The organism is Paraburkholderia domus (assembly GCF_905220705.1).
Lineage (GTDB): Bacteria > Pseudomonadota > Gammaproteobacteria > Burkholderiales > Burkholderiaceae > Paraburkholderia > Paraburkholderia domus.
Genome location: NZ_CAJNAT010000010.1, coordinates 26,423 through 52,902, shown reverse-complemented (window position 1 = coordinate 52,902; position 26,480 = coordinate 26,423). Strand labels below are relative to the sequence as shown.

The 26,480-nt window shown below is 63.0% G+C and carries 26 protein-coding genes; 10 read left to right on the top strand and 16 right to left on the bottom strand.

Going from position 1 to position 26,480, the window contains the following annotated elements; all coding sequences use genetic code 11:
• Positions 1 to 77 precede the first annotated feature (77 nt).
• Complete coding sequence (locus KHO31_RS18865; RefSeq protein WP_201085879.1) at positions 78 to 1,046, top strand: transcriptional regulator GcvA; 969 nt, start codon at positions 78 to 80, stop codon at positions 1,044 to 1,046.
• Between the two features lie 71 nt (positions 1,047 to 1,117).
• Here the strand turns inward: KHO31_RS18865 and KHO31_RS18860 are convergent, their stop codons facing one another.
• From KHO31_RS18860 to KHO31_RS18815, 10 genes are all read right to left on the bottom strand, one after another.
• Positions 1,118 to 1,387, bottom strand: coding sequence for a DUF493 family protein (locus KHO31_RS18860; protein ID WP_201072189.1), 270 nt, complete (start codon positions 1,385 to 1,387; stop codon positions 1,118 to 1,120).
• The gene (locus tag KHO31_RS18855; RefSeq protein WP_211623915.1) at positions 1,359 to 2,324 is read right to left on the bottom strand and encodes a D-amino acid aminotransferase; all 966 of its coding nucleotides are present in this window, start codon (positions 2,322 to 2,324) and stop codon (positions 1,359 to 1,361) included. The genes KHO31_RS18860 and KHO31_RS18855 overlap by 29 nt, the downstream gene beginning before the upstream one ends.
• A gap of 13 nt (positions 2,325 to 2,337) precedes the next feature.
• On the bottom strand, positions 2,338 to 3,567 hold the full coding sequence (locus KHO31_RS18850; protein ID WP_201072186.1) for a D-alanyl-D-alanine carboxypeptidase family protein: 1,230 nt from the start codon (positions 3,565 to 3,567) through the stop codon (positions 2,338 to 2,340).
• Positions 3,568 to 3,888: 321 nt separating this feature from the next.
• Positions 3,889 to 4,533 (bottom strand): alpha/beta hydrolase, encoded by a 645-nt coding sequence (locus KHO31_RS18845; RefSeq protein ID WP_201138631.1) that lies wholly within the window; start codon positions 4,531 to 4,533, stop codon positions 3,889 to 3,891.
• A gap of 8 nt (positions 4,534 to 4,541) precedes the next feature.
• Positions 4,542 to 4,865 carry a (2Fe-2S) ferredoxin domain-containing protein gene (locus KHO31_RS18840; protein WP_063494611.1) on the bottom strand — a complete coding sequence of 108 codons (324 nt, stop codon included), beginning with the start codon at positions 4,863 to 4,865 and terminating at the stop codon, positions 4,542 to 4,544.
• Positions 4,866 to 5,074: 209 nt separating this feature from the next.
• The gene (locus KHO31_RS18835; protein WP_201072183.1) at positions 5,075 to 6,232 is read right to left on the bottom strand and encodes a VanZ family protein; all 1,158 of its coding nucleotides are present in this window, start codon (positions 6,230 to 6,232) and stop codon (positions 5,075 to 5,077) included.
• A 31-nt stretch (positions 6,233 to 6,263) separates the two neighbouring features.
• Complete coding sequence (locus tag KHO31_RS18830; protein ID WP_201072182.1) at positions 6,264 to 6,890, bottom strand: ABC-type transport auxiliary lipoprotein family protein; 627 nt, start codon at positions 6,888 to 6,890, stop codon at positions 6,264 to 6,266.
• Positions 6,891 to 6,924: 34 nt separating this feature from the next.
• Positions 6,925 to 7,899, bottom strand: coding sequence for an MlaD family protein (locus KHO31_RS18825; RefSeq protein WP_201085880.1), 975 nt, complete (start codon positions 7,897 to 7,899; stop codon positions 6,925 to 6,927).
• Between the two features lie 16 nt (positions 7,900 to 7,915).
• Positions 7,916 to 8,794, bottom strand: coding sequence for an ABC transporter ATP-binding protein (locus tag KHO31_RS18820; RefSeq protein ID WP_201072179.1), 879 nt, complete (start codon positions 8,792 to 8,794; stop codon positions 7,916 to 7,918).
• Positions 8,791 to 9,924, bottom strand: a complete 1,134-nt coding sequence (locus KHO31_RS18815; RefSeq protein WP_201072164.1) for an MlaE family ABC transporter permease — start codon at positions 9,922 to 9,924, stop codon at positions 8,791 to 8,793. The genes KHO31_RS18820 and KHO31_RS18815 overlap by 4 nt, the downstream gene beginning before the upstream one ends.
• A 106-nt stretch (positions 9,925 to 10,030) precedes the next feature.
• Here KHO31_RS18815 and KHO31_RS18810 point away from each other — a divergent pair, with 106 nt between their 5' ends.
• Genes KHO31_RS18810 through KHO31_RS18800 form a run of 3 tightly spaced genes read left to right on the top strand, consistent with a single transcriptional unit; the run spans position 10,031 to position 12,041 of the window.
• On the top strand, positions 10,031 to 10,936 hold the full coding sequence (locus tag KHO31_RS18810) for a biotin--[acetyl-CoA-carboxylase] ligase (RefSeq protein WP_201072161.1): 906 nt from the start codon (positions 10,031 to 10,033) through the stop codon (positions 10,934 to 10,936).
• A complete protein-coding gene (locus KHO31_RS18805) occupies positions 10,933 to 11,748 on the top strand; it encodes a type III pantothenate kinase (protein ID WP_211623913.1) in 816 nt (271 codons plus the stop codon). Before KHO31_RS18810 ends, KHO31_RS18805 begins: the two co-directional genes overlap by 4 nt.
• Positions 11,749 to 11,801: 53 nt before the next feature.
• On the top strand, positions 11,802 to 12,041 hold the full coding sequence (locus KHO31_RS18800) for a hypothetical protein (protein ID WP_201072157.1): 240 nt from the start codon (positions 11,802 to 11,804) through the stop codon (positions 12,039 to 12,041).
• A 3-nt stretch (positions 12,042 to 12,044) separates the two neighbouring features.
• On the opposite strand, the gene rfaE2 is transcribed toward KHO31_RS18800, so the two are convergent.
• From rfaE2 to KHO31_RS18770, 6 genes are all read right to left on the bottom strand, one after another.
• A complete protein-coding gene (gene rfaE2 / locus KHO31_RS18795; protein ID WP_074285600.1) occupies positions 12,045 to 12,527 on the bottom strand; it encodes a D-glycero-beta-D-manno-heptose 1-phosphate adenylyltransferase in 483 nt (160 codons plus the stop codon).
• Between the two features lie 124 nt (positions 12,528 to 12,651).
• Positions 12,652 to 13,524, bottom strand: a complete 873-nt coding sequence (locus KHO31_RS18790) for a ferritin family protein (RefSeq protein ID WP_201072155.1) — start codon at positions 13,522 to 13,524, stop codon at positions 12,652 to 12,654.
• Between the two features lie 583 nt (positions 13,525 to 14,107).
• Positions 14,108 to 14,902 carry a PhaM family polyhydroxyalkanoate granule multifunctional regulatory protein gene (locus KHO31_RS18785; RefSeq protein ID WP_201072153.1) on the bottom strand — a complete coding sequence of 265 codons (795 nt, stop codon included), beginning with the start codon at positions 14,900 to 14,902 and terminating at the stop codon, positions 14,108 to 14,110.
• 178 nt (positions 14,903 to 15,080) lie between these two features.
• Complete coding sequence (locus tag KHO31_RS18780; RefSeq protein WP_201085882.1) at positions 15,081 to 15,962, bottom strand: enoyl-CoA hydratase/isomerase family protein; 882 nt, start codon at positions 15,960 to 15,962, stop codon at positions 15,081 to 15,083.
• 97 nt (positions 15,963 to 16,059) lie between these two features.
• Positions 16,060 to 17,283, bottom strand: coding sequence for an ABC transporter substrate-binding protein (locus KHO31_RS18775; protein WP_201072148.1), 1,224 nt, complete (start codon positions 17,281 to 17,283; stop codon positions 16,060 to 16,062).
• A gap of 249 nt (positions 17,284 to 17,532) precedes the next feature.
• On the bottom strand, positions 17,533 to 18,516 hold the full coding sequence (locus KHO31_RS18770) for a fumarylacetoacetate hydrolase family protein (RefSeq protein WP_211623911.1): 984 nt from the start codon (positions 18,514 to 18,516) through the stop codon (positions 17,533 to 17,535).
• Between the two features lie 127 nt (positions 18,517 to 18,643).
• On the opposite strand from KHO31_RS18770, the gene KHO31_RS18765 reads away from it, so the two are divergent.
• The 6 genes from KHO31_RS18765 to metH all read left to right on the top strand — a co-directional run bounded on the left by KHO31_RS18765 (position 18,644) and on the right by metH (position 26,364).
• Positions 18,644 to 19,531 (top strand): IclR family transcriptional regulator, encoded by an 888-nt coding sequence (locus tag KHO31_RS18765; RefSeq protein WP_201072146.1) that lies wholly within the window; start codon positions 18,644 to 18,646, stop codon positions 19,529 to 19,531.
• 48 nt (positions 19,532 to 19,579) lie between these two features.
• The gene (locus KHO31_RS18760) at positions 19,580 to 20,881 is read left to right on the top strand and encodes a DUF3108 domain-containing protein (protein WP_201072145.1); all 1,302 of its coding nucleotides are present in this window, start codon (positions 19,580 to 19,582) and stop codon (positions 20,879 to 20,881) included.
• Positions 20,882 to 21,041: 160 nt separating this feature from the next.
• Positions 21,042 to 21,830: an alpha/beta fold hydrolase gene (locus KHO31_RS18755; RefSeq protein ID WP_201072143.1), complete on the top strand. Its 789-nt coding sequence runs from the start codon at positions 21,042 to 21,044 to the stop codon at positions 21,828 to 21,830.
• Positions 21,831 to 21,947: 117 nt separating this feature from the next.
• Positions 21,948 to 22,205, top strand: a complete 258-nt coding sequence (locus tag KHO31_RS18750; RefSeq protein ID WP_007179533.1) for a BTH_I0359 family protein — start codon at positions 21,948 to 21,950, stop codon at positions 22,203 to 22,205.
• A 285-nt stretch (positions 22,206 to 22,490) separates the two neighbouring features.
• Positions 22,491 to 23,561 (top strand): homocysteine S-methyltransferase family protein, encoded by a 1,071-nt coding sequence (locus KHO31_RS18745; RefSeq protein ID WP_201072441.1) that lies wholly within the window; start codon positions 22,491 to 22,493, stop codon positions 23,559 to 23,561.
• A gap of 37 nt (positions 23,562 to 23,598) precedes the next feature.
• A complete protein-coding gene (metH, locus tag KHO31_RS18740) occupies positions 23,599 to 26,364 on the top strand; it encodes a methionine synthase (RefSeq protein ID WP_268963813.1) in 2,766 nt (921 codons plus the stop codon).
• The last annotated feature ends 116 nt before the right edge of the window (positions 26,365 to 26,480 follow it).

Here is a 26,480-nt window from a genome sequence, read left to right as displayed (position 1 = left end):
TTCATGGCTACAATCGTAGGTGTAGCAAGGGTTTACGCAAAACGATCTATTTTCACCTCTATGTGAGAAATATTGCGATGGACCTCCGGCAACTCCCTCCGCTGAATGCCATCAAAGCATTCGAAGCCGCTGCCCGCCACGAGAGCTTCTCGCGCGCCGCCGACGAACTGTTCGTCACGCACGGCGCTGTCAGTCACCAGATCCGCGCGCTTGAGGCGGAGTTGGGCATCACACTGTTCGCCCGCGACGGCAAGCGTGTCCGGCTCACGGACACGGGCCGCCGCTATGCCACGCGCGTGCGCAGCGCGCTGACGGCGCTTGTCGACGCCACTCGCGAAATCCGCGCCGGCGACCGCGAGCGGCGCCTTGTCGTGTCCATGCTGTCATCGTTTGCGGCGCGCTGGGTGACGCCGCGCATCGGCAGCTTTATCGAGGCGCATCCCCAGTGGGACCTCGAACTGCTGTCCACTAACGCGCTCACGGACTTCGCGCGCGACGATGTCGACGTGGCAATCCGCTTCGGCTACGGCAAATATTCGGGGCTGCACGCGGAGTTGCTGCTGGAGGAAATCTTCTTTCCGGCCTGTGCGCCGAATTTCAACGGCGGCAAGCTGCCGCAAACGCCGGCCGATCTGGCCAAAGTCCCGCTGCTGCGCTCGGACGACGAACTCTGGCGCCCGTGGTTCGACGCCGCGGGGCTCGCCGACTGGCCAGAGCCGAAGCGTGGCGTGTTGTATCAGGATTCGTCGAATCTGCTGCAGGCGGCCATCGACGGTCAGGGGATCGCGCTCACACGCCGCTCGCTGGCGATGCATGAGATCGCAGCAGGCCGCCTGGTGCGGCTGTTCGATGTGGATGGACCGAGCCCGTGGCAGTACTACTTCATCTGCCAGCCGCAGATGCTCGAAACCGCGCGAGTCAAGGCGTTCCGCGATTGGGTATTCGAAGAAGTGGGACGGTTCAAACAGCTTTTCGAGCGGGCTTGCGAGATAGGGCCCGCGGCAAGCGCCGATCTAACGGCGGACGCATTGCGCGTCACGCCGTAAAACGAGGCATCAGTGGCACGGCCTGCAGTGCGGGCGCCAAAGTCAAAGTCGGCGCCTGCTCGGACAGTGTGCTAAAGCACCACTTTCACCATCGGATGGCCGGTGAGCGCGCGGTAGATATCGTCGAGCTGCGCCTGGCTCGTCGCGCGCACGGTCACCGTCAAACCGGTGTAATTGCCACCACTGGATGGTCGCGTTTCGACGCGCTCGGGATCGACTTCGTTATCGAACTGCCGAACTACCGTGACCATCGTCTCGGCGAACTCGGGATGCGACTTGCCCATGATCTTGATGGGAAAGTCGCACGGAAATTCAAGCAATGACTCTTTCGCGGGATTCACTTTCTACTCCTTGCTGCGCTTCGTGCGCTTCTTGCGCTTCCTTGGCCTTGGCACGCTGATAGGCAGCGTACAACGCTGCAAACACCGCGCCCGGCTTGCCGTCACCAACCGGCTGATCATCGAGTTGGGTAACCGGCAGCACTTCCTTGGTGGCGGAGCTGACGATAATCTCGTCGGCTGCCCGCAACTCGGCTTCGGCGATCTCGCGCGCTTCGAAGCGGATGGCGCATTCGCCCGTCAGCTCCTCGATCAGCCCGTAGCGAATCCCTTCGAGAATCTTGTGGCTGCGCGGCGGCGCATACATCACGCCGTCCTTCACCATCCAGACATTCGAAGACGAACCCTCGGTCAGCATGCCGTCGCGAAACTGGATCGTCTCGAACGCGTCGTTTTCGGCCGCGTACTGCGCCATCAGAACGTTGCCGAGCAGCGACACCGATTTGATGTCGCAATTCAGCCAGCGACGGTCTTCAGCGGTGACGCAGCGCACGCCCTGCGCGCGTTGCGCTGCGCCCGGCAGGTTCAGCGGCGTGACCATCACGAACACGGTCGGCTGGATGCCTGCCGGGAACGCGTGACCGCGCTTTGCGACGCCCCGTGTGATCTGAACGTAGGCAATCGCGTCCTGATCGGCGCGCAGGCCTGCATCCGCCTCATTGGCCGCGACCACGCGGTCGATCAGCTCGCGCCAGCCGGCGGCGTCGAACGGATTGACGATGCCGATCTTGTCCAGCGAACGCGCGAGGCGCGCCAGATGATGCCTGAAGCGAAACGCCGTCCGGCCGCCCGCGTGGGGATACAGCGGCGCGACTTCGTAAATGCCGTCGCCGAAAATAAAGCCGCGGTCGAGAACCGGCACGCGCGCTTCGGACAAGGGCACCAGCTCGCCGTTCAGATAAACGATCGGGTCGAGCGAAACATCGGAAACAGCGGTCATCGCAATCGGACTCTTACTTCTTCTTGTTGAACATCAGCATCAGCGAATCCCACACGCGGCCGACCACGCCGGCTTGCGGTACAGCCTGCAGCGCGACGATCGGGAATTGCGCCAGCACCTTGCCGTCGGCGACCAGCTTCGCCGTGCCGACCTGCTGACCGTTCGCGATCGGTGCGATCAGCGGATCGATCTGCTCGATCTGCGGCTTCGCTTTGTCGCCCATGCCCTTCGGCAAGGTGATGTACTGATCGCCCTTCACGCCGATCTGCACGGTGTCCTGCGCACCCTTGTAGACGCGCGGCGTGCCGACCACCTGGTTCGCCTTGTACAGCCGCACCGTGTCATACGCGGTGTAGCCGTAGTTCAGCATCTTCAGTGCGTCCTGCACGCGGTCGTGTTCCTTGGTCTCGCCCATCATCACCGCGACGAGACGGCGCGAGCCGTCGGTCGTGCCCGGCAGCGAACGCTTCGCGCTGGCGATCAGGCAATAGCCGGCGGCTTGCGTGTGACCAGTCTTCAGGCCGTCCACCGTCGGATCGATCCACAGCAGGCGGTTGCGGTTCGGCTGCTTGATCTTGTTGTACGTGAATTCCTTGACCGAGAAGATGTTGTAGTAGTCGGGGAAGTCACGGATCAGACGCGCCGACAGAATCGCGAGGTCGCCCGCCGTGGTGTAGTGCTGCGGGTCGGGCATACCGTTCACGTCAGCAAAATGCGTGTGCGTCATGCCGAGTTTCTGCGCTTCGGCGTTCATCATGTTGACGAACTGCGACTCGCTGCCGCCGACCAGTTCGGCCAGCGCGATCGCCGCGTCGTTACCGGACTGGATGATCATGCCGTACACCAGATCGTGCACGGTCACCGGCTTGTTCGCCTCGATGAACATGCGCGATTCGTCGGTTTTGACGCGGCGCACCGCTTCGCTCGGCTCAATCGTCTGGTCCATCGTGATCTTCTTCGTCTGCAGTGCTTCGAAGACGAGGTACGCGGTCATCAGCTTGGTCAGCGAGGCCGGCTCGGCGCGTTCGTCGGCATTGCCCGATGCGAGCACCTGATTGCTGGTGGCGTCGACGAGCACCCACGAGCGCGCGTTCACCGCGGGCGGCGGCACCTGCGCGAACGCCGTGCTTGCAACAAGCGTGGCCGGCAGCACGATGCCGAGGGTTACGGCACGGCTAAGCGTAGGGGGAACGAAAGAAGAAACTGAAGGGAATGACGTGCGGCCGGAGGTGGAGAAACGCATAGGGTCGATTCGTGCGGAAAAATACTTCGCGCGCAGGGCGCACAGTTTGGAGGAGCCGGTCGGCGGGCGTCATGCCGTAAAAACGGCGCGGCGCCCATTGGACTTCCGGCGACGCGATCGGTTCGCGCAGCACGCCTCGCATCCGGCACCGCTGCGCGCGAGAGAGAAGCTACGCGTCGCGCGAACTGCCGGGTGGGCAATGCTGCGCCCAAAAAAGAGCGCTCATTATACGCGCGCTATCCTGGTATCTTTGACCAAAGGGCGGCGATTAATTTGCGTTTTCACGCACCTGTACCCCGGAAAACACGCGCGGCAGGCTAATCAACGCCATGCGTCGACGATGATCCGCTTGAGGACGTGCAGCTTGCGATGCAGAAAATGTTCTGCCCCCGGAATCACCACGACCGGCAATTCCTGCGGCCGCGCCCAGTCGTAAACCGACTGAATGGGAACGGTCTCGTCAGTTTCGCCGTGAATCACGAGCGTGTTTTCCGGCACGGGTGCGACTTCCCAACGGCTCGCCGCGGTGCCGACGAACACGATCCGTTCGATCGCCTGACCTTCTTCGCGCAACTTCGCTGCCACGTGCGACAGCACAAAGGTGCCGAATGAAAAACCCGCCAGCACCAGAGGCAGATCGCCCCGCCCCGCTTGCGCGCGCATGTGATCGAGCACGGCGCGCAGATCATCGCGCTCGCCGATACCGGCGTCATGTTCGCCTTGCGTCTCGCCGACACCCCGAAAATTCGAGCGGTACGTCACATAGTTCAACTGCACAAGTGTGCGCGCGAGCGTCTGCGCGACCTTGTTGTCCATCGTGCCGCCGAACAGCGGGTGCGGATGCGCGACCAGCGCGATGCCGCGCGGCGCGGCGCCGTTCTCGCGCATTTCGTCGGGCAGATCCAGCGCGACCTCGATTTTGCCGACCGGGCCGTCGATCAAATACTTCTTCGTATGGATGTTCATGGCGAGACTTATTGATCGATTTTCAGACGCTCGACGATCTTGCCGTTCACGAGGTGCGAATCGACGATTTCATCGATGTCGCTCTCGTCGACGTACGTGTACCAGACGCCTTCCGGATACACGACGAGCGCCGGGCCCAGTTCGCAGCGCTCCAGGCAGCCTGCCTTGTTGATCCGCACCTGGCCGGGGCCGGCGAGGCCGAGTTGCTTCACGCGTTTTTTCGCGTGCTCCTGCATCGCCTGCGCGTTGCAATTCGCGCAGCTCGGACGCTCCGCGCCGGGGTCGCGCTGGTTGAGACAGAAGAAGACGTGGTACTTGTAGAAGGAGTCCATGATGTCCGGGGGCGAGACTGTAAGAGTAGGAATGGCGCTGGAAGCGCTGCGGCGCGCCTGTTGTGCGAACGATTATAGCGAGCGGGACTGGCGGTCGCTGAGCGGTGGACGGACGGCGACTCGCGGGCGGGCGGGATCTGCACCACGTTGCGTGCGCCCTGCCCGACATAGCGCGACTTCTTCGGCGGCACGCATGCGCCGCCCCTGCTTCATGCGTGCTTCACGCGCCGCTTGAGCCACACCTGTTCGACGCGATAGGCGAGCCACACCAGCGCCGCGTACGGCCAGATCCATGCGATCCAGTGCGCGAGGCCGTTAAAGTGCAGATACCGCCCCTGGCGCCAGTCGGCCAGCACGGCATCGAAATACGGATTCACAGGCAGCAGATTGACGAACACCAGCGCGACCGTGAGCGCACAGGCCGCGAGCGCCGCACGCGACCTGCGCCGCAGCCGCAGTGCCAACAGTGCCGCGACGGTGCCGCACACGAGCCCCGTCAGCGCGCCAGGCGTCGCCCAGTCGAACGCAAGACCGGATTGCGATTGCAGAAAGGTGGCGCCCGCCTTGACGCACAAGGTCGTGACGATAAACGCGATCAATAGCCGCATGAGCGGCGCATGGCGGCGCACCGGCAGCGAGGCCAGCGCGAGCGCGGCGAACAGATTGAGCGTGGTGATGACGGTTTCCCAGGCGTCGTCCGGCAGCCAGGCGGCAACCAGCGCCGGCCACGCACCGACGTGCCAGGCGGGCGGCGTCCATGCGAGCAGCGCATCTTGCGTCGTCGAATCGAAACTCAGCCACAGCGCGCGCGGCCAGTTACCCAGACCGAAGAGACGTGGCGCCGGGTACATGGTGGCGAACGGCCACAAGGCGACAAGACACGCGAGCGCAGCCGTGTCGCGCTCGAACCACAAGAGTCGCAAACGCCGCAATAAACCGCGGTCGAGCAACGCGCCGGTGGCCGGCGATATGATCGCCGCGCCGAGCAGCGCGCCGAGCGCATTAGCGGCCAGATCGAGGTTGGAGGCAACGCGCGTCGGCAGATAGGTTTGCACCGCTTCCATCACGCCCGACAGCAACCCGCCGAGCACGAAAGCCAACGCGACCGCGAGCGCACCGCGCCAGCGCGGATACACCGCGAGCACCACCAGCGCGCCGAACGGCATATAACCGAGCACGTTAGTGACGACGTCGAACGCCGTCAGGTACCGCGGCATGGGATCGGACAGATAGGCAAACGGAGCGAGGCCGAGCGAACGCCAGCCGGAAAACGGATACCACGAACCGTAGACAATCAGCGCCGCATATAGCCCCAGCGCCTGCCGGGCAAGCGCCGAAGGACGGCGCTGCCAGGGTTTGACGCTCATGCAGCGCTCCGTTGCGTGCGCTGCCAGGCGGTCATTGCGCGGCGACCAGCGCCTGCACGCCGAGCCACGCGCTGATCTGCGAGACGAGGTCGTCGCTGGCTGCAGCGAGCGCCTGGGCACCGCCGGCGGCGTCTGCGGAACTGGACGGCGCGCGCGCGATGAACGTGCGCTGACCGATTACCTTGCCGCTTTGCGTCAGCGTGGCGCGCGCGGTGACCGCAGCGTGGCTTTCCGACTGGCTATCGAAGACCTGTTCGAACTCGCTCAGATCGACCTTCAGCACTGGGGCCCGCACGCCATCAGCGCCAGTCAGCACGGTGCCCCGCGAACTCAGCGCGCTTCGCAGCCGCTGCGTGAGCAACTGCGACGGCGCCATGGTCCAGTGACTATTCGCGTATGACGCCGTCTGCTGCGCATCGGCGTAGCTGAGGCGGTAAATCAGCTTATCGGACTCGAGCGTGTCGGGCGCGCTGACATCGAGCACCTTCACCGCCGGCTGCGTGCCGGCCGAAGCCGCCGGATTCGGCGGCCCGAGGTCGTAGCGGATATCCGAGATCGCCGCGGGGTTGCCTGCGCATCCCGCAGCCAGCACGCCGAACGCGAGCAGCATCGCCAGCGCGGCGCTCGAGGACAACAATCGGTGAATCGAGCGTGACATAACCATGTTCCTTCTTCAAAACCTTCAAATCATTTCATTTAGCGGCTTGCGCAGCGGTGCGGGCGGCGGGCCACATGAAGCCAGCCTCGCCGGGGCCTGGCGCCGCACTCGGCGCACCGAACAGCACGCTGCGCGGATTGGTGCTGAATGTGTCGGCAGCGCGGTCCACCGAACGGGCCGCTGAGCGCACGTCTTCGGCGAGCGAATTGACACGCGGCAGCGTGTCGTAACCGACGCGCGCCGACAATTCCTGGATCGAACTGTCCATCGACACCAGCGCGTCACCCGCTTGCTGCGCCGCCGTCCCGACCTTGTTGAGGTTGGTCTCGAACGGCCCGTCCGGGCGGTTCAGACTGGTGATCAACTGATTGGTCGAGGCCAGCGTGCGATCCAGTTGGTTGATGGTGGCGGGCAGCTTGCCGGTAACCGGCGCCATCTGCTGGGTCAGCGTGGCGACGCCGTCAGCAGCCTTCTGAATGCTCGCAGCCGTACCGTGCAACTGGCTGACCATTTCCGGCGACAACAGATTGTCGACGTCGTCAGTGACTTTTTCGAGTTTGCGCAGCAAAACTTCGCCGCGCTGCTGCAACTGATCGAGCAAGCCCGGACGCATCGGCAATTGCGCCACCTCTTTCGGCGACGACGCGAGCGGCGTCGGATCGCGCCCATTGTCATCCAGCTGGATGAAGGCGATACCCGTCACGCCCTGGAACCCGAGGCTGCCGAACGTGGAGTGCGTAATCGGCGCGTGCGTGTCGACGAGGATACGGATCAGAATCTGTCCGGGATGATCCCGATCGAATTTGATCGACTGCACCTTGCCGACGTCGAGCCCGCGATAGCGCACCGCCGCGTCGGTATAGAGCCCCGTGACATTGGTGCGCGCAATCAGATCGTATGGCACCCGTACGGAACGGTCGACGTTGAACAAAAAAGCCGCCACTGCGATTGCAGCCAGCAAGGCCACCGTGAAGAGCCCTGCCCAGAAGGCATGTGATTTATTTTCCATTGTCAGGTTCCCTGGTTCACAGCGGCAATTCGGACGATGCCGATTCGAGGGCCGCACGCGGCAGTTTCGCGCGGCGCTCCGGCGGCAGCGCCTGCAGCGCGCGACGCCCGCGCAGGCCGAGGAAATATTCGCGGATAAACGGATGATCGACGCCCGCCGCCTCTTCAACCGGCGCGGCGACCAGCACCTTGCGATCCGCCAGCACGGCGACGCGGGTGGACAGCGCGATCATCGTGTCGAGATCGTGCGTGACCATCACCACCGTCAGACCGAGCGCGCGATGCAGCGCGGAGATCAGTTCGACGAATTCGTCGGACGCCTGCGGATCGAGGCCGGCAGTCGGTTCATCGAGAAACAGCAGTTCGGGCTCGAGTGCAATGGCACGCGCGATACCCACCCGCTTGATCATCCCGCCGGAGAGCGCGGACGGCATCTTCGACGCATGCTTGCACGGCAGGCCAACCATCTCGAGCTTGAGCATCACGATGTCGCGCAGCAGGTCTTCGGGCACCTTGCCGAGTTCGCGCAACGGCTGCGCGATGTTGTCGAACACCGAGAGCGACGAGAACAGCGCGCCGCGTTGAAACAGCATTCCGGAGCGGCTGCGCATGAGTAGCGCGGTATCCGGCGAAATGGTGGCAATGTCCTCACCAAACAGCTTGATGGTTCCCGACGACGGGCGCTCCAGGCCGAGAATCTGCCGCACCAGCGTGGTCTTGCCCGAGCCCGACCCACCGACGATCGAGACAATCTCGCCGCGCCGCACGTCGAAGTTCAGATGCTGGTGCACGATGTTACGGCCGTAGCGCTTGGTGATGTCGATCACCTCGATCACCGGCTCCGCAATCTCGGGCACCGGTTGGCCGCGTACGGCCTGAGTGAGTGGCGCGATCATCCTAGCCCCACGTTCTGGAAGAGGATCGCGAACACCGCGTCCGCGAGAATCACGATGGTGATCGAGGTCACCACCGAGGTCGTCGTGCCTTCGCCGAGACTCTGCGAATTGGCCTTGATACGGAAGCCGAAGTGACAGCCGACAATCGCGATCAGCATGCCGAACGCGACGCCCTTGCCGAGACCGATCCACAGATTCGCGACCGGCACGACGCTGGGCAATGCGCGCGCGAAGTAGCTCATGTCGATGCCGAGCACGATCTTCGCGGCGAGCGCGCCGCCCGTCAACGCGATGATGTTGGTCCACATCACGAGGAGCGGCATGGCCACGCCGAGCGCGACCACGCGTGGCAGGATCAGCCGCAGGCCGTGCGGGATGCCCATCACGCGCATGGCATCGAGTTCTTCGGTGACGCGCATCACGCCGATCTGCGCGGTAATCGCCGAGCCCGAACGGCCCGCCACCAGAATCGCCGACAGCACCGGCCCCAGTTCGCGAATCACCGACAGCCCAAGAATATTGACGATGTACTGATTCGCGCCAAAAAGCCGCAGTTGCTGTGCAGACAGGTAACTCAGCACGATGCCGATCAGGAACGCAACCAGCGCGGTGATCGGCAACGCCTTGGTGCCGGCGTTATAGATGTTCGCGGAGATTTCGGTCCATGGCGTGATTTTCGGTTTGCGCAGGATCGCGAGGAGATCGAGTACGACCTGCCCGAGCATGCCGAATCCGCCGTACAGATGCTCGAAGAACGAGAAGATCGCGAGGCCCAGTCGGGTGAACGGGTCGAACTTGACCACCGGCTCGGCCTTTTCTCGCACCGTGTCGAGCAGCGCGATGCGCTCGAAAATGTCGCGTTGCGTGTCGGTGAGCGTGGTGTCCGAGGGCATCTTGTGACCCCAGACGCGCCACAGCGCCTGGCCGCCCACGTGGTCCATCCGGTCAATACGCGACAGATCCCATTGGCGGATGCCTTCAGCGCCGACCAGCGAGTGCAACGAAGGGATCACATGGCCGGTGGCCTTGTCGCGCGCGAGCGCGAGCGCCGTCCACTGGCCCGAAAGCCGGACGATCTTGCCTTGGCTGCCTGCCGCGACTTCAAGGCCGGGCGGAGTGTCGTAGTTCAAGGATCGCTGCAATCTGGTTATCGGATTAGGGGCCATTGTAACGAAGGTGCGGCGGATGAACTGTGCTCGCGGGCCCGCAGCGTTCGCTGTCGCTACAATATGAGACATGAACGCTTCCAAGACCCCACCCCAAGCCGCCGCGGCTTCCGACTGGCGCATCGACCGCGAACGCGCCGTCGCCCTGTTCGGCCCGCACGCGCATGACTGGCCGATCGAGATCGTCGAGGAAACCGGCTCGACCAACGCCGATCTGATGACGCGCGTCAAAGCATTGCCGCGTAAAGCCAACGCGCTGCCGCGGCCGATCGTGCGGGTCGCTTATCTGCAAACTGCGGGCCGCGGCCGCCGCGGCCGTCCGTGGTATGCGGAGCCGGGCAATGCGCTGCTGTTTTCGGTGGCGTGCGTGCTGCCGCGCCCGCTCGAGGGGCTGGCGGGTTTGAGTCTCGCGGTGGGCGTGGCGCTGGTCGACGGGCTGCGCTCGTTGCCGGTCGCGGGCCCTGGACAAATCGCACTGAAGTGGCCCAACGACGTCCTGCTCGAAGGCGACAAGCTTGCAGGCATCCTGATCGAAACCGCGTGGAGCACGGATGACGCGAGCGCCGTGGTGATCGGTATCGGCACCAATGTGAAGGGCGCGGACGAGCTCGCCGCCAAGGTCGGCGCGCTGAACGCGGACGTGCCCGCGCAAGCACGCGGCACCGTGCCGACCGCGCTGCAGCGCGCCCTGCCGAATGCGAACCTCACCGATACGCTGGCGGCGGAACTGAACGCGCTCGAACCCGCGCTGCAGCGCTTCGGCGCTGAAGGCTTCGCGCCGTTCCAGGCGCGCTGGAACGCCGTGCACGCCTACGCAGGCCGCGAAGTCGTGCTGTTGGAGCAAGGTGAAGAGTTGGCGCGCGGCGTAGCGGCGGGCGTCGACGAACGCGGGCAACTGCTGCTCAACACGGCTGCAGGGCGTCTGACCGTCGCAACGGGTGACGTTTCGCTGCGTCTGGCCGACGGTGCTGCATGACGAGCGGCGCGCCTTATCTGTTGATCGACGCGGGCAATAGCCGCATAAAGTGGGCGCTGGTACGGCGAGACGGCACGCAAATCGCGGCCGGCGCGCTCGCGCATGGCGGCGCTGACGAGCCAGACTGGTCGAAAATGCCGGCGCCGGGTGGTGCATGGTTATCAAACGTCGCAGGCGAAAATGTCGCGGCACGCATTGCCGCACTACTCGACGCCCACTGGCCGCAACTGCCACGCACGACGATCCGCGCCTGCGCGCAGCAATGCGGCGTGACCAATAGCTACACGACACCGCATGCACTCGGCAGCGATCGCTGGGCTGGCCTGATTGGCGCGCACGCGGCGTTTCCTGGCGAGAATCTGCTCATTGCTACATTTGGCACGGCAACCACGCTTGAAGCGTTGCGTGCCGACGGCTGCTTTGTCGGCGGCCTGATTGCGCCGGGCTGGACCTTGATGATGCGCTCGCTAGGCGAGCACACGGCACAACTTCCTACGCTCGACGCCAACGCGGCGCGCGGCTTGCTCGACGCGGACACCGTGTCTGATCCGGAACGCCACGGCCCGTTCTTCGCGACCGATACGCCGCGCTCGTTGTCAGCCGGATGCACGTTGGCGCAAGCCGGTCTGATCGAGCGCATGTGGCGTGATCTGCAGGACGAATGGCAGGTACCAGTGCGCCTGGTGGTGAGCGGCGGCGCCGTGGACGAAGTGACAAGTGCACTAAAAGTGCCGCATACTCGCCACGATTCGCTGGTGCTGTCGGGGCTTGCTCTGATTGCTGCCGAAAGCGCGATGGACCACGACGCCTGAGTCGCGACCATACGGATAGCGGCGGCTGAACTTATGGACGGGGAATACTAACGATGCTGCGCTGGCTGATCGCCATATTGTTTCTTGCCAACATGCTGGCATTCGTCGCGGTGCGCGGCGTATTCGGCCCGGCGCCCACAGCCGGAGGCCGCGAGCCTAACCATCTGAACCGCCAGCTCCATGCGGAGTGGTTGAAGGTGCAACCCGTCACAGCAGCCGAAGCCGCCGACCAGGCGGTCGTAGGCGGCCCGGCGCCGACGCCGGCGATAGCGGCATCGGCGCTGCCTCGGTAAAGATCACCCCTGCGTACGAACCTTCTTCAGCAGCGCGGTGGTCGACCGGTCATGCTCGAAGGGAATCGCCAAAGCCTTCCCGCCCCATCCCCGTACTATGGCCGACTCCGGCAAAGCATCCATGTCGTAATCGCCGCCTTTGACGAGTACGTCCGGCCGCAGCGCCGAAATCAGTTCCACGGGCGTCTTCTCGCCAAAGCAAACGACGTAATCGACGCTTTCCAGAGCCGCCAGCAAAGCCATCCGATCAGCCTCGTTATTGATCGGCCGGTCATCCCCTTTGCCTAGCATGCGCACGGAAGCGTCGCTATTGACGCCGACAATCAGGCAAGCGCCGAGCGCTTTGGCGTCGGCCAGATAAGTCACATGCCCGCGATGCAGGATGTCGAACACCCCGTTGGTAAATACAACCGGCGCGGACATCGAAGCGCGAAGCTTCACCAGCGCATCGCGCGTAAAAATCTTGCGTTCAAAAGTGGCGGCCATGACGAAGTCGCAAAGAAAAAAGAAGTGCCGCCACGATACACGGCTAACGGCAGGAAGCAAAACGGCCCGGCAAGCTCACGCCTGCCGGGCCGTTCCTGAAACTTTAAAACCGCGAATCAACCCATCAAGCCGGCTGTTCAGCCGATTTCTGATCGGCCTGCAAGCGCGCGACGACTTCCTTGCGATAACGGTTCAATTCCTGCGCGGTATTGAACGTGCGCTCGAACAGAATCGACAGGTTGTGCAGAATCCGCTCAACCACTTTCTTTTCCCAGCCGTCGTCGAAACGGATCTGCTCGTCGAGCCAGCGTTCGAGCCATTCGGGATCCGGCAGACGCGATTGAATCGTATCGCGCGGGAACAGCGCCTGATTCACGTGCAGGTTGGTCGGATGCAGCGGCTTTTCCGTACGGCGCGCCGATGCCATCAGGACGCCGATCTTGGCGAATGCAGCGCGCGCGATGTCGCCGGTTTGCACCATCGCTTTCTTCATGTAGCGCAGATACGCGCCGCCATGACGCGCTTCGTCGCGCGAAATGGTTTCGTAGATGGCCTTGATGACCGGCTCGGTGTGCCATTCGGCAGCACGGCGATACCAGTGATTCAGGCGGATTTCGCCGCAGAAGTGCAGCATCAGCGTTTCGAGCGGCGGCGCGGGGTCGAATTCGAAGCGCACGGCGTGCAGCTCTTCTTCGGTCGGGCACAATTCCGGCTTGAAACGGCGCAGATATTCCATCAGCACCAGCGAATGCTTCTGTTCTTCGAAGAACCACACGCTCATGAATGCGGAGAAATCGCTGTCGTGATGGTTATCACGGAGGAACATTTCCGTGGCGGGCAACGCCGACCATTCGGTGATCGCATTCATCTTGATCGTCGCGGCCTGCTCGTCGGTCAATAGCGATGCATCGAACTTGTCCCAGGGAATGTCTTTCTCCATGTCCCATCGAACGGATTCGAGCGATTTATAAAGTTCCGGATAAAGCATGGTGTTCATAGTCCCACCCCTGTTCTGCGCATACTGTCTGTGTCTGTAACTACTTCGTGTAGCACTTTTGCTTATGACGAACGAAGCGCACCGTTTTGTGCATCGTTTATCGGCCAAGCATTCAATTTTACGCGGTAATCGGCCGCCCAGATGCACCGGGCAGCAAAGAAGTCCGGCATTTGCGCGGCGCGCCTAACCAGAAGTTACGCGCTGCGCGGCCAACCGTGGGTGAGGGATACCCTATGCCTGAGGTCGAGCCAGCTTGCGATGAATCCGCACCGTCCAGCCCTGCACCGGGAGTACCGGAGGCGAATGGAGCAAGGGCGGCTGGATTGCTTGTTTTCAGTGCACGCCCAAAAGCCAAATGAAGCTTACACAATGATAGCACGCTGACTTTACGGATTCCGCGCCTTGACAGACACCATTCCAGTGCGTATTTGACCTCTCTCAATAAACGCCCCGATTCGCGGAGTGTGGCCGACGATCGGGGTCAAAACCATGACAGGTGGCGAATTCATTGCGTTTGACTCGCCAACCCGTCAGGCTCTGCACGTCACGGCGTGGGTCGGGCTGCTCCGTTTCATTCCTGCCGCTAGATAGGCTTTTTCGTTGCTCGCGGACTGGCGCCTGAACTGCCTGCACGCCCGGTAGACGTTGAAGTTGACGTCGCTGCCCGCTTCGCCGCCGGCCGTTTGGTTGCGGACGGCGCGTCAGCGGCGGCCTCACCCGGCGCGTCAGCCGCTTTCCCGGCCGATGCCGAAGCGCTCGCCGCGCCTTCCGGCGAGTCCGTCGCCGAGCCGCCGGATGCCGCAGTGGGCTGCGTCATCGCAAACTGAGCGATCTGATTGAACTGCGATTGCAGCAGATTCCACCAGCCGGAGGCGTCGAACGGGGGCGTCGCGGCGGCCTCGGCTTCGTCAGTTGCCGACTCGGCGGAGTCCGGCGAGCTCGCACTGGCCGAACTCGAGGAGGTTTCCGGATGCGGCCAGCCGGTCGGCGAGGGACTCGGCGCAGCAGCCGCGGAAGCCGGCTGCGCCATCGACGACTGAGCGAACGCGCCGAACGCACGCAGCGTCGCGAGCGTTGCACGCTGCACTTCGAGCGCCTGAATGGCGGACTGCAGCATGTTCAGATTCAGCTTGAGCCACTGCTCGACCGCTCGCATGTCGGTGATGCGTTTATCGAGTTCCTCGACGTTGGTAAGCGGCGCCATCATGTCGGACATCATCGACAGCGACGGCCCGAGGCTGCTGCCAGACTGCGCGCCAGACAAAGCCGAACCGAACGGCGACAGGCGCATCATGCCCCACATGCGTTCGAGCATTTCAGCGGGCGGAAAACCGGGAAAGCCAGGAAAGGGCGGCGTGGTGCCGGATGTATCGGTCATGCTTGTCGCCTCGCTGCATAAAGGGAAGGAAATAGCGCCATCCCGCGCGCATCGGATTCGATCATACCGCGCGTGGCCCTGTGAATCGCGCTTAGTTTGGGCTGCTGTTTGCCCTACTCGCACACCACCTCAAGTGCCGGCCAGCGCGGCTTTGCGCAATACGCGCCGGCGTCCGGTTTCAGGAGCGACCGCCGCCCGGCGCGTGCCGCGACGGCCCGCTCCACGGGTCCGCGCCGCCAAAATCCGGCGCGCGCCGCTCGCGCAGCGAGTTCACGCCTTCGCGCACATCCGGCCCGGCAAAACCCATGAACTCCAATGCCAGCGACGCGTCGAACGTCGGCCCCGCCGAGCGCAGCCAGTTGTTCAGCGCGTACTTGGTCCACCGAATCGCCGTTTGCGAGCCCTTGGCCAGCTTTTGCGCGACTTCGAATGCTTTGGGCCGCAGGTCGTTTTCGTCGACGGCAAGCGACACGAGACCGATCCGCTCAGCCTCTTCCCCGCTGACCGGCTCGCACAGCAGCAGGTAATACTTCGCCTTCGCCATGCCGCACAGCAGCGGCCAGACAATGGCCGCGTGATCGCCGGCGGCGACGCCGAGGCGCGTATGGCCGTCGATAATGCGCGCCGACTTCGCCGCGATCGAGATATCGGCAAGCAATCCGGCCACGAGCCCCGCGCCGACCGCCGGTCCGTGCATCGCCGAGACAATCGGTTTGCTGCAATTGATCACGTTGTAGACCAGATCGCGCGCCTCGCGCCACACGCGTGCGCGGACATCGAAATCGGTTGCCATGTCTTCGACCAGTTGCAGGTCACCGCCGGCCGAAAAGCCCTTGCCCTCGCCGCGAATGATCGCGACACGCGTTTCGGGATCCCGATCGATATCGCGCCAGATTTCGGCGAGTTCGAAGTGCATCCGCGCGTTAGCGGTGGCAAGCCCGCTTTTGTTCGCGCCCTCGCCGCTCATCACGACTTCGAGCACGCCGTGCGGATGGCGGTGCAATTGCAGTGACTGGTAGTGCGCGTAAAACGCGTCGTTACTGTGTGGTGCCTGGGACATGGTGAGCAATCCGTCTATCGGTGTGTCTGTTGAAACCGCCGCCCTAAGGGCGCATTCGGCACCTTCCGCGCTACGTCAGCGCAAACCGCGCGCAAATTCACTGCGGCTGATAAACCCACTTCGCATTCTTGATTTCGACCATCACGCGCGCCCGTTGATCGAGTCCGAGGTGATCCGTGGCGCTCATGTTGACCACACCGTTGGTGTCCGCGAGACCACGTGTCGCTTCCAGCGCATCGCGCAATGCACGGCGAAATTCCGGCGTACCTGGAGCAGCCGCCTTAAGCGCGATCGGTACCGCGTTGCCGAGCAGCATGCCGGCATCCCATGTGTAAGAACCGAACGCCGACACGCTGCCGGGTCCGCGCAATGCTTCGAAGCGCGCGATGTAGTCGAGCGCGAGACGTTTGGCCGGATGGTCCGCCGGCAATTGCGCGGCGACCAGCACCGGGCTCGCAGGCAGGAACGTGCCGTTGCAATCGGCGCCGCACACTCGCAGGAAGTCGTTATTGCCGACCCCATGATTGTGATAGATCAGCCCTTTGTAGCCGCGCTCCCTGAGCGTCTTCGGCGGCAGCGCGGCAGGCGTGCCGGCCGCGCCGACCACCACCGCATCCGGATGGGTCGCGAGAATCTTCAGGACTTGGCCGGTCACACTCGGATCGGTGCGATTGAAGCGCTCGCTCGCCACCATGCTGATGTGATGCAGTTGCGCGAACTTTGCGACTTCGGTGTAGAAGGTTTCGCCAAGCGCGTCGGCCTGGCCGATGAACGCGATCGTTTTGACGCCGTGCGTGCTCGCATGCTCGGCGATCGCCGATGCCATCATCGCGTCGGTCTGCGGGGTCTTGAATACCCAGTGGCGTTTGGCATCCACGGGTTCGATGATTTTCGCCGACGAGGCCAGCGAGATCATCGGTGTTTCGCCATCGGCAACCACGTCGATCATCGCGAGCGAATTCGGCGTAATCGAGGAACCGATGATCACGTCGACGTGATTCTCGGAGATCAGCTTTTTGGTGTCCTGCACGGCCTGCGTGGTGTCGGACGCGTCGTCGAGCACGATGTACTCGACGCTCTGTCCGCCGATCTGTTTGGGCAGCAGCGTGGCGGTGTCGCGCGCAGGAATACCGAGCGACGCAGCCGGCCCGGTCAGCGACAACACGAGGCCGATCTTCACCTGCGCGAGGGCGAAGGCGGGTAGCGCGGCACACAGCGCGGCGGCAAGATGGGCAAGCCCGCGCCGCGATGGCATCGCGCGCACGCTCGATACGCGATTGCATTGAGTTGTTCTTTGTTCCAGGGATCCAAATCGCGGCATGCTGTCTCCTCACGTCGGTTTTTCGTTTTGATGTACTGCCGATGTGCTGCTTGTGTCCTGCTCAAGTGCGGTTCGTGTTCATTTTGCGCTGGCTTCGCGATCGACAGACAGCCGCTATCCCGAGGCCGCCGCCGCGCCAGTCAGTGTAGCGGCGCGTTGTGGCGTCGGCATCGGGCGAAACCCTTTCGTTAGACAACAAAGCTCATTCGGACCCGGTCCCGGTGCCGCGTACTGCACCAAATCGCCGCCTCAATCCAGCGGCGCAATACCCTGATCAATCGAACCGAAAATCGACTTGCCTGCTTCGTCGAACATCTCGATCTTCACGGTATCGCCGAACTTCATGAATTCGGTCTGCGGCGCGCCGTGCTCGATCGTCTCAAGACAGCGCTTTTCAGCGATACAGCAATAGCCGCGCTTCGCGTCCTTGTTCGACACCGTGCCCGAACCGACAATCGCGCCGGCGCGCAGGTTGCGCGTTTTCGCCGCGTGCGAGATCAGTTGGCCGAAGTGGAACACCATGTCGGTGCCGGCGTCGGGCTGGCCGACCTTCTTGTTGTTCCAGTGGACGATCATCGGCTGGTGCACGCGCCCTTCGCGCCAGCTCTCGCCGAGTTCGTCGGGCGTCACCGCCACCGGCGCGAACGAGGTCGCCGGCTTGCTCTGGAAAAAGCCGAAGCCCTTCGCGAGTTCCGCGGGGATCAGATTGCGCAGCGAGACATCGTTGACGAGCGTCACCAGCCGCACGCTCCTGAGCGCCTGGTCGGGGGTGGCGCCCATCGGCACGTCGGTGGTGATCACCGCGACTTCCGCTTCGAAGTCAATGCCGAATTCTTCAGACGCGCACAACACGTCGTCTTTCGGGCCGATGAAGTCGTCGCTGCCGCCCTGGTACATCAGCGGATCGGTCCAGAACTCCGGCGGCATTTCCGCGCCACGCGCGCGACGCACCAACTCCACATGATTCACGTACGACGAACCGTCGGCCCACTGGAATGCGCGCGGCAACGGCGCCATGCATTCTTTGGCATCGAACGGGAAGGTGTTGCGCGCGCGGCCCTGGTTGAGCGCGTCGTACAAGTCCTGCAGTTGCGGCGCGTAGAAAGCCCAGTCGTCGAGCACGCGCTGCATGGTGGGCGCGATCGCGTCGGCGACGGCCGCGGTGTGCAGGTCGCGGGAGACGACGATCAGCTGACCGTCGCGCGTGCCGTCCTTCAGCGTGGCAAGTTTCATAGGGAATTGAACCGTATTAGTGACGATAGAAGGAATCTATTCTACGATGGTGAATCGGCGCGGCCCAAGTGCCGTCGCGCCTAACGCCTTTCTCATTGTTTTTGAACGCGCTCCATGCGCCTCGCTCATGCCTCCAATTGCCCGCTCCGGCGCGATCCGTACCGACACCGACTCCGCTGAACCGCTCGAAACGCCCGAGTCCGACGACGAAACCGTCGAGACCGGCGAGGAAAAGCTGCGCTCCGGCATCCAGTCGATCGAAGTCGGGTTCAGATTGCTCGAGGTGCTGACCCACGAACCGCGCGCGATGATGCTGCGCGATCTGGCGCAGCGCGCGGCTATGAGTCCGGCGAAAGCGCACCGCTATCTGGTGAGTTTCCTGCGCCTCGGCGTCGTGGCACAGGATCCGCTGTCGGGCCGTTACGAGCTGGGCGGCTTCGCGTTGCAATTGGGGCTCGCGCGGCTTGCCCGCGTCGACGGCGTGAAGCTTGCGCGCATTGCACTTGCCGAACTGCGCGACCGGCTCGATCTGACGGTGGGCATCGCGGTATGGGGCAATCAGGGGCCAACGATGGTCCACTGGATGGAATCGAGTCATCCAGCCAAAGCATCGCTCAAGCTCGGCGACGTGATGCCGCTGCTCAGTTCCGCCACCGGTCTGCTGTTTGCCGCCTATCTGCCGTCAAGCAAGACCGCCGCGATGCTCGAGCGTGAACTGGCTGATTCGCGCCGCTCGTCGCACATGGGCGGCCCGCGCTCACGTGAAGAGGTCGAGCGGGTGCTCGCGGAAGTGCGGCAGCACGAAGCGGCGCGTGTGGAAGGCATGTTGCTGCCGACCATCCACGCGTTCTGCATGCCGGTGTTCGACTCGACCGGCGATCTTGCTTTGGGACTGATCGCGCTCGGTCATGAAGGCGCGTTCGATATCCGCTGGGGCGGCGAGATCGATACGGCGCTGCGCGAATGTGCGCAAAAACTCTCGTACGAGCTCGGGTATAGTGCGGCGCCACGCTGACGCCTCGAAACTATCCATCACCGACGACCCGTTCGAATTCATTTGCCGATGTCATCACCGTCCACCACTAGCCGCCCTGATCGCACGCCGCCCGCCGGACCGCGCGGCGGTTTGCGGGTGTGGCGATGGATTGCGGTTCTGCTGGTGGTGGCGGTCCTGCACTGGATTGCGGCGCAATGGGTCGAGCGCAACCGCGCAACGCTGAATCCGTCTGACAACGAGCATGTCCCCGTGCAGGTTGCACTGCTGACGCCCGAACGTATCGAACGCAAACCCGCTACCGACGCACAGCAAGCTGCAGCGCCAGCTCCCGCGCACAAGGCAGCTGCGAGCAAGCCGCGCGAACACGTGTTGACAGCGACGCAGCCAGCCAAGCAGGCACCCGCGGTCGCGGCCGCATCGGATGTCGTGGCAAGCGCACCGGCTGCAGCGAGTCACGCTGATGCCAACACCAATGCAAGCGCAACCGCCGCCGGTACGGCCAGCGCCCCCGCCGCCGCCAGTGCGCCTCACGCGTCAGAGGGCGTGAAATTCTCCGTTCCGCCATCCGGGGAACTGCAGTACGACACGTACTACAACGGCGTGCGCAACCAGCCCGGCACCATCCACTGGACCAGCAACGCCCAGAGCTACGAGATGGTCGTCTCCGTGCCGCTGCCGTTCGTCGGCACGTTCGTGTACTCGAGCCATGGCCACATCGACGCATTCGGCCTCGCACCGGATCAATACATCGAAAAGCGCGGCCGCCGCCCGGAAGACGTGGCGATCTTCAATCGCACCGACAAAGTGATCGTCTTCACGCGCACCCCGGCCTCGCTGCCGCTGCCCGACGGCGCGCAGGACCGTTTCAGCATGGTCATGCAGCTTGCCAGCCTCGTGCGCGGCGACCCTGCCGCTTACAAGCCAGGCGTGACGCGGCAGTTCTTTGTGGTCGACAACGACAGCGGCGAGAACTGGCCAGTCGAGACAATCGGCGACGAGACCATCCGCACCGCGCAGGGCTTCCTCGAGACGCGCCACTTCAAACGTTTGCCTCGCCATGATGGCGATCTACGCCGCATCGACGTATGGCTCGCGCCGTCGCTTGGCTGGCTCCCCGCGCGAATCATGCAGACCGAGCCGAACGGCACGCAATTTGAACTGGTGTGGCGCGGCAAGCTCAATGCAGACGACGCCGGCAGTCCGGCCGACGGCACCAGCGGCTCTGGCAGCACCGATAGCAGCGGCAATACTTCTCCTGACAATCCGGCAAACCCGTTGCCCGCTAACACGCCGGCAACGATGCCCGACACCGCCCCCTCTTCACCGGCCGACTCGACCGTTCCCGGCAACTCGCCCGAAAAACCCTGAAGCCGAGTAGGGTCTCGAACAAGTCGCTGAAACTTCTACGACGGGGCTCACTCGCACCATGAACTGCACCCGTTCGCGCGGCCGCTGCGTATGTATAGTGAGGACAGGAGATGCGCGCGCAAACGGCCCTTTCCACTGCGTCCCCCTCCAAGGAGTCCGCATGCAAGTGAAAATCAACGGTATCGAGACGCGCTATGTGCTGAGCAATGAAGGCGGCGGCCCGTGGCTGACGTTCATTCACCAGCTCGGCGGCGATCTGTCTGTTTGGGATCAACTTGCCGGCTATTTTCGTGACAACTACACGGTGTTGCGCTATGACCTGCGGGGCCACGGCAAGACGGCAGTATCGAGCGAACCGTTCAGCATCGCCGATCTGTCCCGCGATCTCACCGCGCTGCTTGACGCAGTTGGCGCACCCACCACGCATCTTGTCGGCATGTCGATGGGCGGCATGATCGCGCAGCAATTCGCGCTGGACCATCCGTCGCGCGTCGACACGCTGACCGTTGCCGACACCACGAGCGGCACGCCGCCCGAAGGCCGCGCGCTATGGGACCAACGTGCGGCGACGGCGCGCACGGAGGGTATGGCATCACTGGTGCCCGCGACATTGAGCCGCTGGCTGACGCCCGATTACCAGGCCGCGCACCCCGAAGCAGTCGAGCAGATCCGCGACGTGATGACCCATACGTTGTCAGAAGGCTACGCCATGGCGTGCGAAGCCCTGCGCGATTTCGATCTACGCGGTAAGCTGGGAACAATACGTTGCCCGACGTTGGCCGTGGGAGGCCGCCACGACACGGGCACGCTACCTGCTGCTACGCAGGCAATAGCAGACGCCATCCAAGGCGCGCAGTTCGAAATGCTCGAGGCTGCTCATCTTGCGCCCATCGAGCAATCTCACCGTTTTGCTGCACTGCTTGAAACGTTTCTTGGAAAGCCGGTCTAACCGGTAGGTTCGGAACTTTACAAGCGTCAATCCGGACCCACCCCTTGAATTCCACACCACAAGCTCCACCTATGGCGCAGGAATGGCCAGGAGCCAACGGAAATAAGGAGTGTCGCCATGCAAATGATCTATAACAGCCCCAACTATTGTGTCGTCGAGTTTCCGCCGCAGGAAGGCCCGCTGGCCATGAAATCAGGTGGCTACGAGATCGTCGACAAGAACATGCAGCGCGAAATCTACATTGACGGTGCAATGGCAGCGCGTTTTCGCGAGCATGTGCAAAAGCTGATCGAAGAGGAACCGTCGTTGGATGAGGTAGACGAATTCCTCGGGCAATTCGACAGCCTGATGCATCAACCGGTGATTCTTCACTAACTGAAGGGTTTAACGTAACGGTTTGGCGACAACTATCGACCGCGCCGACCGGCTTAGCCGGCGGCCCTTACAAGTCGGTCAGCAGTAGTAACGCGGCCCAGCAGGCTTTCTCCTGACTGGGCCGTTTTGTTTCCACTGTCGTTTCCGCTGTTTGTTTCCGCTGCGGCCACAGCCAGGGCCATCGTTGCCGCGCATCCGCCTGCCGGGCCCGCGCCCGGCGGAACCGCCCCGCAGCGGCTACAATGGCAAGTTTCCCGAAAAAGCCGGCGCAAGCCCTTGTCCGCCATGAACCAGCCTGCTCAATCCGCCACGCCAGTCCGTCCCGACGACGCCTACACGCGCGGCACGGCGCTGCCCGCGCTGCTCAAGTCGCGCATCCTGATTCTGGACGGCGCAATGGGCACGATGATCCAGCGCTACAAGCTCGACGAAGCCCGCTATCGCGGCGAACGCTTCAAGGACTACGGGCGTGACATCAAGGGCAACAATGAGTTGCTGTCGATCACCCAGCCGCAGATCATCGGCGAGATTCACGAGCAATATCTTGCGGCGGGCGCGGACATCATCGAGACGAACACGTTCGGTGCCACGACCGTTGCGCAGGCCGACTACGGGATGGAAGACCTCGCCATCGAGATGAATCTCGAATCGGCGAAGCTGGCACGCGCCGCTTGCGACAAGTACTCGACACCCGACAAGCCGCGCTTCGTCGCCGGCGCGATCGGACCGACGCCGAAGACGGCAAGCATTTCCCCAGACGTGAACGATCCGGGCGCACGCAATGTAACTTTCGACGAACTGCGCGCGGCGTACTACGAGCAGGCTAAGGCCTTGCTCGACGGCGGCTGTGATCTGTTCCTCGTCGAAACGATCTTCGACACGCTCAATGCAAAGGCCGCGCTGTTCGCGCTGGACGAACTGTTCGAAGACACCGGCGAGCGCTTGCCGATCATGATCTCGGGCACCGTCACCGATGCATCGGGTCGAATTCTTTCGGGACAAACCGTCGAGGCCTTCTGGAACTCGCTGCGCCACGCCAAACCCCTCACTTTCGGTTTGAACTGCGCGTTGGGTGCGGCACTGATGCGCCCGTACATCGCCGAACTGGCGAAACTGTGCGACACCTATGTGTCGTGCTATCCGAACGCCGGTTTGCCGAATCCGATGAGCGATACGGGCTTCGACGAATTGCCGGCGGATACGTCGGGATTGCTGAAGGAATTCGCGCAGGCAGGCCTCGTGAATATCGCCGGCGGCTGCTGCGGCACGACGCCGGAGCATATTGCGGCGATTGCCAAAGCGCTGGCTGAAGTGAAGCCGCGCCAATGGCCGACCCAATATCGCGACGCAGCCTGAGTCCAGCGGCTCGATCCTGATCCGCCGCACTTCAGCTATCGCACCCGACGCAAGTAACCGCACGCAACCGAACCGCACACACGCCATGACCGATCACACCATGCGCCTTTCCGGCCTCGAGCCGTTCAACGTCACGTCCGGGACGCTCTTCATCAATGTCGGTGAGCGCACCAACGTGACCGGCTCGAAGGCGTTCGCACGAATGATCCTGAACGACCAGTTCGACGACGCGATCGCGGTCGCGCGGCAGCAGGTCGAAAACGGCGCTCAGATCATCGACGTCAACATGGACGAGGCCATGCTCGATTCGAAAGCGGCGATGGTCCGCTTCATGAATCTGATCGCGTCGGAGCCAGACATCGCACGCGTGCCGATCATGATCGACTCGTCGAAGTGGGAAGTGATCGAAGCGGGTTTGAAGTGCGTGCAAGGCAAGGCGATCGTCAATTCGATCTCGCTGAAGGAAGGCGAAGAAGCGTTCCGTCATCACGCGAACCTGATCCGCCGTTACGGCGCGGCGGCTGTCGTGATGGCCTTCGACGAAAAAGGCCAAGCCGATACGTACCAGCGCAAGACCGAGATCTGCAAGCGCTCCTACGATTTCCTCGTGAACGAAGTCGGCTTCCCGCCGGAAGACATCATCTTCGATCCGAACATCTTCGCGATTGCGACCGGCATCGAAGAGCACAACAACTACGCGGTCGACTTCATCAACGCCACGCGCTGGATCAAGGAAAACCTGCCCTACGCGAAAATCAGCGGCGGCGTGTCGAACGTGTCGTTCTCGTTCCGCGGCAACGATCCGGTGCGCGAGGCGATCCACACCGTGTTCCTCTATCACGCGATTCAGGCCGGGATGGACATGGGCATCGTCAACGCCGGCCAGCTCGGCGTATATGCCGACCTGGATCCGGAGTTGCGCGAGCGTGTCGAAGACGTCGTGCTGAACCGCCGTGAAGACGGCACCGATCGTCTGCTCGAAATCGCCGACAAGTTCAAAACCGGCGCCGCGAAAAAGGAAGAGAACCTCGAGTGGCGCAACCAGCCGGTCGAAAAGCGGCTCGCGCATGCACTCGTGCTCGGCATCACGAACTTCATCATTGAAGACACCGAGGAAGTGCGCGCGAAAATCGCCGCAGCCGGCGGCCGTCCGATCAACGTGATCGAAGGCCCGCTGATGGATGGCATGAACATCGTCGGCGACCTGTTCGGCCAGGGCAAGATGTTCCTGCCGCAGGTCGTGAAGTCGGCGCGCGTGATGAAGCAGGCGGTCGCGCATCTGATCCCGTACATCGAAGAAGAAAAGAAGCTGATGGCCGAAGCCGGCGCCGACGTGCGTGCAAAGGGCAAGATCGTCATCGCCACGGTGAAGGGCGACGTGCACGACATCGGCAAGAACATCGTTTCGGTGGTGCTTCAGTGCAATAACTTCGAAGTGGTCAACATGGGCGTGATGGTGTCGTGCAACGACATTCTCGCCAAAGCGAAGGTCGAGGGAGCGGACATCATCGGCTTGTCTGGTCTGATTACACCGAGCCTCGAAGAGATGGCCTACGTCGCCTCGGAAATGCAGCGCGACGACTACTTCCGCGTGAAGAAGATACCGCTGCTGATCGGCGGCGCCACCACTTCCCGCGTACACACTGCCGTGAAGATCGCACCGCACTACGAAGGGCCGGTGGTGTACGTGCCGGACGCATCGCGCTCGGTTTCCGTGGCGTCGAGCCTGCTGTCCGACGAAGGCGCGGCGAAGTACGTCGACGACCTCAAGGCCGACTACGACCGTATCCGCAACCAGCACGCCAACAAGAAAGCCCTGCCGATGGTCACGCTCGCCGAAGCGCGTGCGAATAAAACCAAGGTCGATTGGGCAGCCTATCAGCCGGTCAAGCCGAAGTTCATCGGCCGCCGCGTGTTCAAGAACTTCGATCTGAACGAACTGGCGAACTACATCGACTGGGGTCCGTTCTTCCAGACCTGGGACCTGGCGGGTCCGTATCCGGCGATCCTGAACGACGAAATCGTCGGCGAATCGGCCCGCCGCGTGTTCTCGGACGGCAAGTCGATGCTCGCACGCCTGATCCAGGGCCGCTGGCTGCAGGCTAACGGCGTGATCGCGCTGCTCCCGGCCAACACGGTGAACGACGACGACATCGAAATCTACACGGACGAATCGCGTTCGGAAGTTGCGCTGACGTGGCGCAATCTGCGCCAGCAAAGCGTGCGGCCGGTCGTGGACGGCGTGATGCGGCCGAACCGCTCGCTCGCCGACTTCATCGCACCGAAGGATTCGGGCGTGGCCGACTACATCGGCATGTTCGCGGTCACGGCGGGTCTGGGTGTGGACGTGAAGGAAAAGCAGTTCGAAAAGGATCACGACGACTACAGCGCGATCATGCTCAAGGCGCTCGCCGACCGCTTCGCCGAAGCCTTCGCCGAAGCGATGCATGCCCGCGTGCGCCGCGATCTCTGGGGCTACGCGAACACCGAAACCCTCTCGAACGACGACCTGATCGCCGAAAAATACCACGGCATCCGCCCGGCGCCGGGCTATCCGGCCTGCCCGGATCACCTGGTGAAGCGCGACATGTTCGACGTGCTGCAAGCCACTGAAATCGGCATGAGCGTGACCGAATCGCTGGCCATGTTGCCGGCGGCAAGCGTTTCCGGCTTCTACCTGGCCCATCCGGACAGCACCTATTTCTCGGTCGGCAAGATCGCCCAGGACCAGCTGGAGGACTACGCAAAACGGATGGCGTTGTCGAAAACAGACGCCGAACGGGCTCTCGCGCCTTTGCTGTAAGCCTTGCGGGGCGGGAAACCTACTATATCGGGCACGCTAGGCTGAATATTTGCGGCAGTGCAATTTTCGGCTTTGTAGACTGAAATAGTTTCAACCCGCCAGATGCGGCCAAAACG